This is a genomic window from Nocardia sp. NPDC003979, from assembly GCF_053605015.1.
In genome coordinates, this window is sequence record NZ_JBSGIJ010000002.1 from 425,020 (window position 1) to 437,956 (window position 12,937).

Consider the following 12,937-nt stretch of genomic DNA (forward strand, 5'->3'; position numbering starts at 1 on the left):
AGGATCCCGACCGACGGATCCGGGCGCGCATCGGAGAATGCACCCGCACCTTCGACCCGACACGGTCGTGCGGCCGGCCCTCGGCATACGGGGACATTCCAGGACAGCGATGTCGGCGGATGATCGCACCCGCGACGAAGACGAGCGTCCCGCCTGTGGGCGGCGAATCGGTGGGAGAGCGAGAAGGTGACATCGATTCAGGTGGCGCAGCGGGGGACCGGTCTGCTGCGGGTCTTCAACGAGGCAGGTGTGCTGTCGGCCGCCGACGTGCATGTGGCCGTGCGGCTGGGACGGCTCGGGCGCGAGGACAGCGAGGATGTGTTGTTCGCGGCGGCGCTTGCCGTGCGCGCGGTGCGGTCGGGATCGGTGTGTCTCGAGCTGGCGCGGATGCGTGAGATCGGTGTCGACGCCGACGAAAGTCGTGACGGTGTGACCGGAATCGACCCCGCGACGCTGCCGTGGCCCGAAACGGATCGGGTGCTCACGGCGCTGCGGGCCAGTCCGCTCGTGCAGGGTGGTCAGGCCGGACCGCTGCGTCCGCTGCGGGTGGTCGAGGCCGATGCCGACGGTGGGGCGCTGCTCTACCTCGACCGCTACTACCAGCAGGAACAGACGCTGCGCCGGGCACTCGTCGAACGCAGCGCCGACCACCCCGTCGTCGACACCGCCCTCGTGCGCGCCGAACTCGACCGCCTGTTCGCCGACCCCCTCGGCGAAGGCCCCGACCGGCAACGCCTCGCCGCCGCGCTGGCCGCCACCCACTGGACCACCGTCGTCGCGGGCGGTCCCGGCACCGGCAAGACCCACACGATCGCCCGTATCCTCGCCCTGCTCACGGCACACCGCAGGGCCACCCCCAAACTGCCCGCCCTGCGCATCGCCCTGGCCGCCCCCACCGGGAAAGCGGCCGCCCGCCTGCAGGAAGCCGTGCGTGACCAAGCCGCCGAACTCGGCCTCCCCGAGCTCACCGCGTCCACCCTGCACCGCCTGCTCGGCTGGCAACGCGGCCGCACCACCCGTTTCCGCCACCACGCCCACAACCGCCTGCCCTACGACGTGGTGGTGGTCGACGAAACCTCCATGGTCTCGCTCACGATGATGAGCCACCTGTTCTCGGCCCTGCGCCCCGATACCCGCCTCATCCTCGTCGGCGACCCCGACCAGCTCGCCTCCGTCGACGCGGGCGCAGTCCTGGCCGACCTCGTCGCCGGTCCGGTCGTCGGCGTCCCGAACCCGGCCCTGCGCGAACTCCTGACGTCCGGCACCGGGTCGGCATCCGCTGCCGCTCGTGCGGGGGAGGAGACCGCCTCCGGCGATGGCACTGCCGTTGTGACCGCTGCGTCCGGAACCTCAGCCGGTGATGGGGAAGCGATGCCTGCGAATTCGCCCGCGCAGGATGTCGATTCGCTGAGTGCGCTGGAGATGCGGCGTCTGGAGGGCGGCATCGTCCGGCTGACCCGTGGGCGGCGCTTCGGTGGACGGATCGCGGATCTGGCTGTCGCCGTCCGAGCGGGCGACGCCGATGCGGCGTTGGCGATTCTGCGCGCCGGGGGCGACGACGTATCACTGTGTGGCCCTGACGATATCCGTGCGGTGCGCGCCGATGTGACCACCGCCGCGCTCGCTGTCACCGAGGCGGCGGAAGCCGGTGACGCGGTCGGTGCGCTCGGCGCGCTGGAATCACATCGTCTGCTCTGCGCGCACCGGCAGGGCCCGTTCGGTGTGGAGCGGTGGGACCGGATGGCGGCCGACTGGGCGGCTGCCGGTGGCGCGGGACCCGAAGGCCCGCAAGCGGTGTGGTATCCGGGTCAACCGCTGCTCGTCACCGCCAACGACCACGAGGCGCGCATCTACAACGGCGACACCGGTGTCATCATCCGCCGACCCGACGGTTCCCTGCGGGCCGCCCTGCAACGCGGCAGCGAACCCTACCTCGTGCATCCCACCCAATTCCCCTCGGTCGTCACGGTTTTCGCGATGACCATCCACCGCAGCCAGGGCAGCCAGTACGACACCGTCTCGGTGGTCCTGCCCGAACCCGAATCCACGCTCCTCACCAGGGAACTCCTCTACACCGCGATCACCCGCGCCCGCACCCACGTGCGCATCATCGGTACCGAGGACGCCATCCGCGCCGCCATCGCCCGCCGCGTCCTGCGCGCCAGCGGCCTCACCCGCACCACCCTCGCCACCTGAGCTCCGATCGAGATCACCACGCTCTGACGGCGGGATTTCGGGCTGAAACCCGCCATCAGAGCTGGTGATCGAGTGTCCAGGTCAGCGAGCGGAGCTGCGGGAGAGATTCCAGGCCCACCAGGGGTCGTCGTCGATGCCTCTGCGGATGTTCGGCTCGATCCGGGCGCGAAGGGGGTCGGGCAGACCCTCCAGTGCCGGGAGGATATCGGGGGACAGGGACGTCAGGTAGTCGGCGTCGAGCCGTCCGTTCTGTTCCCAACGGGCGATATTACGTTCGGCGACAAGGTATTCGGGGTTGATCGCCGCGAGCGCGACCAGTGTGGCGAGGGCGGTGCCGACGGCCGCGCGCGGCACCCAGCTCCAGCGCAGGCGCGCGATCGCGACCAGCATCAGCACGTACAGCAACCCGACCCACAGCTCGCACATCGACACCAGCAGGCGCAGCACCGTGAACCCGTAGGCCTGCTGATAGGTCCACATGCGGCCGAGTGCGGAGACGACGATGATCAGTGTCAGCAGGCTCACCGCACCGAGCAGTGCCCGCACCCACAGCCGGTCGGCGGCGGTGTCCTTGGCCGAGAAGTGCAGGACCGCGGCGATCACGGCCAGGGCGAGGATGCTCACCGCCGACAGCTGCCAGAACCCGCTGCGCGCGTATTCGGCGTAGGTGAGTCCCGCGGTGCGCTGCACGTAATCGTCGCCGCCGAAGAGGGCGACGAACTGGCCGCCGAGGAACACCCCGAACAACGCCGCGAGCACCGCGACCGGCAACGCCCACTCACTGCGCGTCCACAGCCGGCTCGGCCGTCCGGCATCGCCTGCGGCGGGCAGCGGGCCGGCCAGCAGATACAGCGCACCCAACGCGCCCATCCCCAGCACGGCGAACAGGAACAACCACTCCCACGCGGCGGCCGAGTCCACCTCAGGCACCAGCCCGCTCAACAGCGTCGCGAACGTCGCGTCGGCCCCACCGAGCAGCGGCACGAACACCACGAGCAGCGCCGCCGTCGCGGCCACCGAAACCCCGTACCGCCGCACCCGGGACAACTCGCTCGTCCCGGCCTGCCGCACCCCCGAAAACGCCCACGGCGCAGCGACGAGCGACTCGACCGGCACCGCGATCATGTCGAACCACACACCCCGCGTACTCCGCCGCCCCAACACCGCGAACGACCCAGCCACACAGGCCCCGACCACACACCACGCGAACAACCACCCGGCCGCCCGAACAGCCCCGACCCCCAACAGAACCAGCGCCAACCCGACCCACCAACCACGCCCCCACCGCATCGCCACCCGCTGCACCACCCCCACAACCGATCCCCCGGACCCTCCGCCCCGTCCCGCACCAACGAAACCTGCACTAACCCCGGCAACCCCGCTGTCCCCACCAGCTGTCACAGCCTCAGGAGCCGTCACCCCACCCGCACCAGTTGCCGGACCCGCGCTGGTTGCCGGACTCGTAGCGGTTGCCGGACCCGGAGCGGCTGTTGGACTCGCACCGGATTCCGCACTCGCAATTGGGTCGGCGTCTGCGCTGTCACCCGGGCTCGTGCCCGCATTCGCACCGGCACCCGCAAAAATCTCGGTGCTCGCGCTCGCGGCGGTGTTGGTGTCGGCATCTGATTTCGCGGCTGCGCTCGTAGCGGTATCCGAGCGTGCGCCGGGCATCGAGGGCGTGATGGCCTTCGTCCGCTCGGTCGGGGAGTCGTGGACGGCTCGGGTGCCGGGCGCACTCGGTGCCGTCGTCGTGTCGGCAGCTGCCACCGGCTTCTCGCGGAGATTCGCTGAATCGCCCTCGGACGCACCAGGAATTCGCTCCGGCGTTCGCGTCGAACTTCTGCGTGCCCGCTGGTCGACGGCGCAGAGGGTGGCGGTGATGGCGGTGCCGGTGAGGAGCCAGCCGATGCCGGGGCGGTCGGTGGGGATCACGGTGGCGCCGACGACTCCGACGAGCGCTGCAGCCGGAAGGACGCCGGAAGGGCGGGCGACGCGGCGCCAGCGCGGTGGGGCAGGGGGACGTGGTGGCGCTGCCGTGTGCCGAATGGGTGACATCGGTTCCACGGCGGCTGCCTGCCAGCCGGATGTCCAGGACGGGGGAGTGGAACTGCCCGATGCCGACCGGCCTGCGGGGGAGGTCGTCGGCTCGACCACGGAGCCTGGTGATTCGTTGGGCGCGGCACTATCGGGTGCGGGGGTCGAATCGGACTGGACAGGTTCGCGCGCCGGGGCGGTGGTGTCAGCGCCGGAATCGGCAGTTGCAGTGTTTGAGTCACCGGACTGCGCGGTATCGGACGGCTGATTGCCCTTCTGGGAGGGCAGCGCCGTGGTGGAGGCGGCCTGAGCGGTGATCGCGGGGACAACAGAATTCGCGGTCGAATCCCCGGAATCGGCGCCGTGGTGCGTCGCTCCGAGCCCGCTCTGCTCCTTCGCGCCAGGTGGGGCGGCATCGGGTGTCGCCTCGGACCGGCCGGTGTCCGGCCCGGCGAGGGCGACGGGGCCGGCTTCTGGGCTCGGCTCGATTCGGCCCTCGGGTGCGGCGGGTGCGGGAGAGTCTCCGCGATCCGCATCTGTCCCAGCAGCGTCCGCCGGATTCGGTGTGGCAGCGGGAAGTTCGTTGTCCTCGCCGGACCGTTCTGTGGTCGATTTCGTCATGTTTCCCCTCGAAATAGGTGTGCTCGTCCACCCCCGGGACCAGTGGTCGGGGGTGGTGATGTGCGTGAGTCAGGAAGTGGGCAGGACTACCCGGATGCGCGAGCCGGGGTCGGCCACCGCGATCGTGCCGCCGTGCAGGTCGACGACCCAGCGGGCGATGGCGAGGCCGAGCCCGGTACCGCCGCCGTCGGTGCGCCCGCCCCGGGTGAAACGGTCGAAGACGGTGGCGCGGTCGGCTTCCGGGATGCCGGGGCCGTCGTCCTGGATTTCGAGGACCACCGCGTCGACACCTGCGCGGGCGGTCACGCGTACCTCACCGCCGGCGGGCCCGTGCCGGGCGGCGTTGTCGAGGAGGTTGAACAGCACCTGGTGCAGCCGGGCGCGATCGCCGAGGACCACCGCGTCGGCCGGTTCGACCGTCGTGGTGAACCGCACCCCGCGACCGAGCGCGGCCGTCATCACCTCGGCCTCGGCGATGGCTTCCGTCAGAAGTGTTGTCAGCGGAAGGGTTTCGCGATCCAGGGGACTGGCCCCTGCCTCGATGCTCGACAGGTCGAGGAGTTCGGCGACGAGCAACCCGAGCCGTTCGGTCTGTGCCAGCGCGGTGCGCAGGGTGGCCGGGTCGGGGTCGCTCACCCCGTCGACGATGTTCTCCAGGACGGCGTGCAGCGCGGTGACCGGTGTGCGCAATTCGTGCGACACATTCGCGATGAGATCGCGGCGCTGCCGGTCGGCGGCGGCCAGATCGGCGGCCATCTGATTGAACGCCGTCGCCAGCTGGCCCACCTCGTCCCGCGACGACGCCCGCACCCGGAAACTGTAGTCGCCCTGCGCCATTCGCCGGGCCGCCGCCGTCATCTCACGCAGCGGCCGGGTGATGCCGTGCGCGAGGATCTGCGAGGTGACCAACGCGATGAACATGGCGGTGAGGGTGGTGAACGTCGGCAACCAGCCGATCCGGAACCAGAAGTAGGCGAACGCCACCGCGCCCGAACACACCATCAGCACAGCGAGTTTCAGCTTGATCGAGCGCAGCGGGTCGAGCGGGCGAGGCATCCGGTCGGCGATCCGGTCCAGTGTGGTCGGCACGCTCATCGTGCGTCCAGGGCGTAGCCGACACCGTGCACGGTGCGGATGAGATCGGCACCGAGCTTGCGCCGCAACGCTTTCACGTGCGAATCCACCGCCCGGGTGCCCGCCGCGTCCGACCAGTCCCAGATGTCCTCCAGCAACCGCTCCCTGGCCAGCACCGCACGGGGCCGCTGCGCCAACCGGGTGAGCAGATCGAATTCCAGCGGGGTGAGCCGTGCTTCGGTCTCGCCCCGCCACACCCGGCGCTCGGCGAGGTCGATCCGCAGATCACCGACGACGATGCTGCTGTCACCGCGGTCGGCGGCCCGCTCCACCCGCCGCAGCAGCGCGTGCACCCGGGCGGCGAGCACCCGCATGGAGAACGGTTTGGTCAGATAGTCGTCGGCGCCGACGCCGAGCCCGATCAGCTGGTCGGTCTCGTCGGTGCGCGCGGTGAGCATCAGCACCGGAACCGAACGCTCGGCCTGGATCCGCCGGCACACCTCGAGACCGTCGAAGCCGGGCAGCATCACATCGAGCACCACCAGATCCGGTTCCCTCGCCGCCGCGGCGGCCACGGCCGCCGGACCGTCGTGCGCCAGATCCACGGTGAATCCCTCGGCGCGCAAACGCGCCGCCACCGACTCGGCGATCGTCACCTCGTCGTCGACGACGAGGACCCGCCGCGCCGTACCCCCACTGAGTTCCATGCTGCGACCCTAGCGACCGGGTGTGGAGGGTTCCGTCGCCAAATGTGGAGATTGTGTGTGGAGTATCCTCGGCCGGGTGAACCCGCGTTTCCGCTGCACCCCGCCGCCCACCTCCTGAGCGAGGTGCCCCCGCGCGCGCCGCGCGGGTCGGCAGGCCCCCGCCGTCGGGTCGACGGCACAGCGGTTCCGCATGTCCGCACCTCGCTTCTCGCGACCACCCATTCCTTCTGTCGCAGGAGCTTTCATGTCTTCTCTTCTTGCCGGGCGAGCGTCCCGGCCCGCCGCACTCCGCCGGGCAGGCATCACCGAACTCGTTCTCGCGGGTGTCCTGTGGGGGACCGGCGGACTGCTCGGCACTGTGGTCCAGCGCGGGACGGGACTGTCACCGGTTGCGGTCGCCGCTGTGCGGCTGGCGGTCGGCGGCCTGCTGCTGCTCGGGCTGTGCGTGCTCACCCGGCGCGCGATACCGCGCGGTGGACCAGCCTGGCGTCGCATCGCCGCGATCGCCCTGCTCGCGCCGATCTTCCAGGGCTGCTATTTCGGTGCCGTGGCGCTGTCGTCGGTGAGCCTGGCGACGCTGCTCACCATCGGCACGTCCCCGGTGATCGTCGCCGGGCTCGAATACGTCACCGGCCGACAACGCCTCGATACCGGCCGCGCGGCAGGCATCGCGCTCGCACTCCTCGGCCTCGTCCTGCTCGTCGGAACTCCGGGTGCGGGTGGGTCCGGGGTGCTGGTCGGTGCGGCGCTCGCCGTCGCCGCGGCGTCGGCGTTCGCGCTGCTCACCCTGGTCTCGGCGTCCGAGGTGCCGGGCCTTGACCCGGTGGCTGCCACCGGAGCCGGATTCACCATCGGCGCGATTGTGCTCGCCGTCCCGGCCGTTCTCACCACCCGAGCCGTCGAGCTCGCCCCCGGCTCGGTGGTGACGATTCTCGCGCTCGGACTGTTCCCCACCGCGATCGCGTACACGCTGTACTTCCGCGGTCTCACCGGTGTCGGCGCGGGAACAGGCGCCCTGCTCGCCCTGCTCGAGCCACTCACCGGCACCCTGCTGGCGGTGCTGGTGCTCGCCGAACGCCTGTCGCCGATGGGCTGGCTCGGTGCGGTATTGCTGTCGGTCGCGCTCGTCGCGGCGAGCCGCCCGCAGCGTGCTCAGGAATCCGGGAACAGACCGGGCAGTTCCATCGCGTAGGCGAGGTCGTCGCGGGTGCCGAGGGTGACCAGCAGGATGCGGATCATGGTCACCCTCGCCTCCGACACCAGGATCGGATCCGGGTCGCTGCCCGGCTCGGCATCGGCCGTGAGCCGGTAGACCACGTACTCGCACACGTGCAGTGCCGCGTCCAGATCGAGCGGGGCGGGCACCGTACGGCCGAGCTCGCCGAACGTCTTGCGCACCAGATCCCGGATGTCGTCGAGCGCGCGTTCGCGATAGGCCGACACCGGCGAACCCGGATCGTGCAACTCGGCGAACAACGGCCGCAGCATCGCACCGTGCCCGCGCGCCCAGTCCACATACGCGTCGATGAGCCGGATGCCCAACTGCACCGGCTCGTCGGTCCCGGCCAGCGCCGCGCTGATCCCACCGACCAGCCCGTCGTTGCTCGCGTCGAGCACCGCGCGCAACGGTTCGGCGGCATTGCTGAAGTACCGGTAGAAGGTCGGCCGGGCCAGACCCGCCTGCTCGATGATCTGGGCGACGCTCAACCCGCGCGAACCGTTGCGCGCGAACACCGCCGCGGTCGCCTCGACGATCCGGGCACGCACTTCCTCGGCCTGCTCCTGGGTCTGCGGTGGCCTACCGCGACGCACCGACGTCGCCTCCTCGGTCATCGCACCTCCACTCCGTCGGCGAACTGGCTGCCGAAAGCTTGACACGAACCCGGACCCACGCATTAATCTAACACTAGTGTTCAGCAAATAGCCGAATATCCGCGCTTGCACCGCGCGACCACCTGGTGAGGAGAAGGGCCGACAATGACGACCGCCCCTGAATTGACCGCCGAACCGACCGCGCTGCCGAAAACGCTGGTCAAGCCTCTGTTCGACCGGGCCGTCGCCGGTGGCGCACCGTCGGTCGAGATCTTCGCTCCCGCCACCGGTCACAAGATCGGTGACCTGCCCCAGTCCTCGATCGCCGATATCGACCGCGCGTTCGCCGTCGCCCGGCACGCGCAGCGCGACTGGGCCAAGGTGCCGGTGAAGCAGCGCGTCGAGATCATCCGCCGCTTCCACGACATCGTGCTCGCCGAGCAGGAGACCGTGCTCGACATCGTCCAGACCGAGACGGGCAAGTCGCGCCCGCACGCCTTCGACGAGGTCGCCGATGTCGCGCTGAACTCGCGCTACTACGCCGCCGTCGCCCCCAAACTGCTGGCCGACCGCAAGCCGCGCGGTGTGCTCCCGGTGCTCACCGCCGTCGATGTGCACAACCGCCCCAAGGGCGTCGTCGCGGTCATCTCGCCGTGGAACTACCCCCTGGCCCTGTCGGCCTCCGACGCCCTGCCCGCCCTGATCGCGGGCAACGCCGTGATCGCGCGCCCCGACAACCAGACCGCGCTGTCGGCCCTGTGGGCCATCGATGCCGCCGAGCGCGCGGGTCTGCCGCGCGGGCTGTGGCAGGCGGTGCTCGGTCGCGGCCGCGAGATCGGCGGCGACGTGATCGCCCGTGCCGACTACGTCGACTACACCGGTTCCAGCGCCACCGGCCGCACCATCGCCCAGCAGGCGGGTGAACGCCTGATCGGCTACTCGCTCGAGCTCGGCGGCAAGAACCCGCTGCTCGTGCTCGCCGACGCCGACGTGTCCAAGGCCGCGAAAGTGGCTGTGCGCGCGTGCTTCTCCTCGGCCGGCCAGCTGTGCGAATCGATGGAACGCATCTACGTCGACGCCTCGGTCTACGACCAGTTCGTCGCCGAATTCGTCGGCAACGTCAAGAACATGTCGCTCGGTGGCGAACTCGACTACAGCCGCGACATGGGTTCGCTGACCTTCCAGCGCCAGCTCGACACCGTCACCGCCCACGTGGACGACGCGGTCGCCAAGGGCGCCAAGGTGCTCGCCGGTGGCCGGCCCCGCCCCGACCTCGGCCCCTACTTCTACGAGCCGACCGTGCTCGTGGACGTGGCTCCCGGCATGACGGTCTACCGCGAGGAGACCTTCGGCCCGGTCGTCTCGGTCTACAAGGTGAACTCCGACGAGGACGCCATCGAGGCGGCCAACGACACCGCCTACGGCCTCAACGCCAGCGTGTGGAGCCGCGACGTGGACCGCGCCCGCGAGGTCGCGGCGCGGATCAATGCCGGATCGGTGAACGTCAACGACGGCTTCGCCGCCGCCTGGGGCAGCATCGACGCACCGTCGGGTGGTCTCGGGATCTCGGGTCAGGGCCGTCGCCACGGCCCCGAGGGCCTGCTGAAGTACGTCGACACCCAGACCGTCGCGGTGCAGCGCGTGCTGCCGATCGGGCCGCTGCCCGGTATGTCCGAGCAGCTGTGGGCCAAGACGATGACGCTGGTTCTCGGTGCCATGAAGACGCTGCGCCAGAAGTAGCGCGCACGAACGAGCAGGGGTAGGTAGCACATGAAGATGGAATCGGTCGCGGGCAAGCGGGTGCTGGTCACCGGCGCCGCCATGGGTCTGGGCAAGCTGTTCGCCGAGCACGCGGTGCGTGAGGGCGCCGACGCGGTGGTGCTGTGGGACATCAACGAGATCGCCTTGCGCGAGACCGCCGCGCAGCTGTCCGCGCAGGGCGGCAAGGTGCATCAGTACGTGGTCGACGTGTCGTCGCAGGACTCCATCCGCGAGAACGCCGAGGCGGTCCGCAAGGAGATCGGCGGCATCGACATCCTGGTCAACAATGCCGGGATCGTGCGCGGCAACACCTACTTCTGGGAAACCGAGAACCGCGCCGACATCGACAAGACCATGGCGATCAATTCGCTGGCCCCGATGTACGTCACCCTCGAGTTCCTGCCCGGCATGGTGGCCGGTGCCGGTCAGGCGCGCATTCTCAACATCGCGTCCTCGGCCGGTCTGGTCGCCAACCCGCGCATGGCGGTGTACGCGGCGTCGAAGTGGGCGGCGCTGGGCTGGTCGGATTCGGTGCGGCTCGAGCTCGAGCAGGCCGGCCATGACCACGTGAAGGTGACCACGGTCTGTCCCACCTACATCAACACCGGCATGTTCGACGGCGCCAAGGGCATCCTGTTCACCCCGATGCTCGAGCAGAACGAGGTCGTCGACACCTCGTGGCGGGAGATGAAGAACGGCGGCGCCCTGGTGGTACTGCCGTGGACCTCGCGGATGAACCGCGCGCTCACCGGCCTGCTGCCGATCAAGATCCGCGATCTGTACCTCAACGCGGTGGGTGTGTACCACTCGATGGATCACTTCACCGGACGTAAGTAGTCGTCGCGATGCCCTCGTCGGCCTGATGGTCGGCGGGGGCATCGTTGTGTCCGCTCAGTCCCGACGGGTGCCGATCACCACGGTGGCGTAGTACTCCTCGGAATGCTCGACCCGGGGTGCCAGTCCGTGTTCGCGAAGCACGGTCAGCGCCGAATCCACCTGCCCCGTCCCGGCTTCCACGTAGACGGAGCCGCCAGGTGCCAGCCACTCCGCCGCCTTCTCGGCGACCCGGCGGAATATCGCGAGGCCGTCGTCGCCACCGTCCAGGGCGACGAGTGGTTCGTGCTCGCGCGCCTCGGGCGGCAGATCGGCGATGCGGGCGCTCGGCACATACGGGGTGTTCGCGAGGAGTACGTCGACGTGTCCGCGCAACTCGGTGGGGAGCGCGTCGAAGAGGTCACCCTCGTAGACGGGTGCGTCCAGCGCAGCCAGATTCTCGCGCGCACACGCCACCGCCACCGGATCGATATCCGCGGCGACCAATTCGACCGAACATCCACGCCCGGTCAGTTCCGTCGCGGCCGTGAGCCCGAGTGCCCCACAACCACAACACAAATCGACGACACGAACAGACTCCGCCGTCACATCCCGCAGCGCCTGCTCGACCAGAAACGCCGTCCGCTGACGCGGCACGAACACCCCCGCCCGCACCCCGACCCGTACCCCACGAAACTCCACCCACCCCAACAGATATTCGAGCGGCACCCCCGAAACCCGCTGTGCCACCAGCTCCTCGAGCCGCGCTGAATCAGCACCCGCCGCCTCGATCAGCAACGCGCCCTCGTCTTCGGCGAAAACACACCCCGCCCGCCGCAAAGCAGCAACCACATCGGCAGACCCGGTAATACCCATCCGCCGATTGTGCCTGGGCGTATCGGTAGGAGGGCAGGGGGCCGGATCTCAGCGCGAACTGTCGAGCTCGAAAGTACGAGTCGCATCCAGATAGATCCCCCGCTGAGCACTGCGATCAGGCGGCGGCAACTGGGAAACCAATTGCTCGAGCGAGGTCATAGCCCCCACCACATGCGTCCCCGCCACAATGAAATCCGCAACGGCACGCCGGATGTGGTTGGGAGAGGTCACCACCACCGCACTGTTCGCGCCGAGATCGCGCAGCAGCTTCGTGCTGAACAGCGCATTCTGCACCGTCGACCCGGCCCGGTCCTCGACATGGATCCGATCGGCGGGCAACCCGCGCCCGATCAACCACCGCCGCATCGCCTCGGCCTCGGAGATCCCGTTCTGCGGGTTGCCGCCCGTGACCACGACCGGTGAGAACGGCGCCGCGATGGCCTGCAACCAGGCGGCCGTGAGCCGGTTCTCCAGTTCCGGCCGCAGCGCACCGTCGGGCAGCAGACCGTACCCGAGTACGACGATGCCGGTCTGGGGGCCGATGAGGGAGGGGAGCGGATTGGGCAGCGTCGACACCGCGGCGGTCACCGCGTGCAGCACCCGCTGCGTCCCCGCCGCCATCGCTGGATCGAGACTGCCCAACCGCTGCATCGCCTCGTTCACCGCCGCCGCGTCACCGGCGTGATGCGACCAGATGGCATGCAGGGCAAGAGCTTCGGCATCACCGGGGTCGGCGCTGATGAGGGCACGCAGATCGGCGCGCCCGGCATCGAGATCGCCGTCGGTGAAATGCCGCTGCGCCGAGTTGTAGAGGGCTGTCACGTCCGCTTCGGCGGCGGCGGGGCCGACCGTGGCACTCGTGACCGCCGCGACCGCGGCGAACGCCGCGGCGAGCTGTTTCCATTGCCTCGAGATCTTCACGACAGTCGCGACCTTCCGGGTGGCGTACATGCGGGCAGAGCTGATGGCAGAGCTGCCGGACACCCTACGACCCGTGACGGTCCGGTCCGGGTAACCCGCCGTCGGCAGGCGCGTCGCGGCCC

General features: G+C 69.9%; 10 protein-coding genes. 4 read left to right on the forward strand and 6 right to left on the reverse strand.

Annotated features, from left to right (window positions below; translation table 11 throughout):
- The first annotated feature begins 186 nt into the window (after positions 1 to 186).
- Positions 187 to 2,196 (forward strand): exodeoxyribonuclease V subunit alpha, encoded by a 2,010-nt coding sequence (gene recD, locus ACWEVR_RS05585; RefSeq protein ID WP_452465962.1) that lies wholly within the window; start codon positions 187 to 189, stop codon positions 2,194 to 2,196.
- A gap of 81 nt (positions 2,197 to 2,277) precedes the next feature.
- Here recD and ACWEVR_RS05590 read toward each other — a convergent pair whose 3' ends face one another.
- From ACWEVR_RS05590 to ACWEVR_RS05600, 3 genes are all read right to left on the reverse strand, one after another.
- On the reverse strand, positions 2,278 to 4,851 hold the full coding sequence (locus ACWEVR_RS05590; protein WP_452465963.1) for a DUF4153 domain-containing protein: 2,574 nt from the start codon (positions 4,849 to 4,851) through the stop codon (positions 2,278 to 2,280).
- A 69-nt stretch (positions 4,852 to 4,920) separates the two neighbouring features.
- Positions 4,921 to 5,946: a HAMP domain-containing sensor histidine kinase gene (locus tag ACWEVR_RS05595; protein ID WP_452465964.1), complete on the reverse strand. Its 1,026-nt coding sequence runs from the start codon at positions 5,944 to 5,946 to the stop codon at positions 4,921 to 4,923.
- Positions 5,943 to 6,632, reverse strand: a complete 690-nt coding sequence (locus ACWEVR_RS05600; protein WP_452465965.1) for a response regulator — start codon at positions 6,630 to 6,632, stop codon at positions 5,943 to 5,945. Before ACWEVR_RS05600 ends, ACWEVR_RS05595 begins: the two co-directional genes overlap by 4 nt.
- Positions 6,633 to 6,876: 244 nt before the next feature.
- On the opposite strand from ACWEVR_RS05600, the gene ACWEVR_RS05605 reads away from it, so the two are divergent.
- Positions 6,877 to 7,824 carry a DMT family transporter gene (locus ACWEVR_RS05605; protein ID WP_452465966.1) on the forward strand — a complete coding sequence of 316 codons (948 nt, stop codon included), beginning with the start codon at positions 6,877 to 6,879 and terminating at the stop codon, positions 7,822 to 7,824.
- Here ACWEVR_RS05605 and ACWEVR_RS05610 read toward each other — a convergent pair.
- Positions 7,785 to 8,465, reverse strand: a complete 681-nt coding sequence (locus ACWEVR_RS05610) for a TetR/AcrR family transcriptional regulator (protein WP_067491967.1) — start codon at positions 8,463 to 8,465, stop codon at positions 7,785 to 7,787. The genes ACWEVR_RS05605 and ACWEVR_RS05610 overlap by 40 nt on opposite strands.
- A gap of 144 nt (positions 8,466 to 8,609) precedes the next feature.
- Here ACWEVR_RS05610 and ACWEVR_RS05615 point away from each other — a divergent pair, with 144 nt between their 5' ends.
- Together ACWEVR_RS05615 and ACWEVR_RS05620 are read left to right on the forward strand one after the other, a co-directional pair.
- Positions 8,610 to 10,184, forward strand: a complete 1,575-nt coding sequence (locus ACWEVR_RS05615) for a succinic semialdehyde dehydrogenase (protein WP_452465967.1) — start codon at positions 8,610 to 8,612, stop codon at positions 10,182 to 10,184.
- 30 nt (positions 10,185 to 10,214) lie between these two features.
- Positions 10,215 to 11,042, forward strand: coding sequence for an SDR family NAD(P)-dependent oxidoreductase (locus ACWEVR_RS05620; protein ID WP_452465968.1), 828 nt, complete (start codon positions 10,215 to 10,217; stop codon positions 11,040 to 11,042).
- A 54-nt stretch (positions 11,043 to 11,096) separates the two neighbouring features.
- Here the strand turns inward: ACWEVR_RS05620 and ACWEVR_RS05625 are convergent, their stop codons facing one another.
- Complete coding sequence (locus ACWEVR_RS05625; RefSeq protein WP_452465969.1) at positions 11,097 to 11,894, reverse strand: putative protein N(5)-glutamine methyltransferase; 798 nt, start codon at positions 11,892 to 11,894, stop codon at positions 11,097 to 11,099.
- A gap of 48 nt (positions 11,895 to 11,942) precedes the next feature.
- On the reverse strand, positions 11,943 to 12,815 hold the full coding sequence (locus tag ACWEVR_RS05630) for an ElyC/SanA/YdcF family protein (protein ID WP_452465970.1): 873 nt from the start codon (positions 12,813 to 12,815) through the stop codon (positions 11,943 to 11,945).
- Positions 12,816 to 12,937 lie beyond the last annotated feature (122 nt).

Bases quoted from the DNA above. Each gene is read 5' to 3' on its own strand.
- ACWEVR_RS05625 (WP_452465969.1), bottom strand. From the start codon at position 11,894: ATGGGTATTACCGGGTCTGCCGATGTGGTTGCTGCTTTGCGGCGGGCG.
- ACWEVR_RS05590 (WP_452465963.1), bottom strand. From the start codon at position 4,851: ATGACGAAATCGACCACAGAACGGTCCGGCGAGGACAACGAACTTCCC.
- ACWEVR_RS05595 (WP_452465964.1), bottom strand. From the start codon at position 5,946: ATGAGCGTGCCGACCACACTGGACCGGATCGCCGACCGGATGCCTCGC.
- ACWEVR_RS05610 (WP_067491967.1), bottom strand. From the start codon at position 8,465: ATGACCGAGGAGGCGACGTCGGTGCGTCGCGGTAGGCCACCGCAGACC.
- ACWEVR_RS05600 (WP_452465965.1), bottom strand. From the start codon at position 6,632: ATGGAACTCAGTGGGGGTACGGCGCGGCGGGTCCTCGTCGTCGACGAC.
- ACWEVR_RS05605 (WP_452465966.1), top strand. From the start codon at position 6,877: ATGTCTTCTCTTCTTGCCGGGCGAGCGTCCCGGCCCGCCGCACTCCGC.
- ACWEVR_RS05620 (WP_452465968.1), top strand. From the start codon at position 10,215: ATGAAGATGGAATCGGTCGCGGGCAAGCGGGTGCTGGTCACCGGCGCC.
- ACWEVR_RS05615 (WP_452465967.1), top strand. From the start codon at position 8,610: ATGACGACCGCCCCTGAATTGACCGCCGAACCGACCGCGCTGCCGAAA.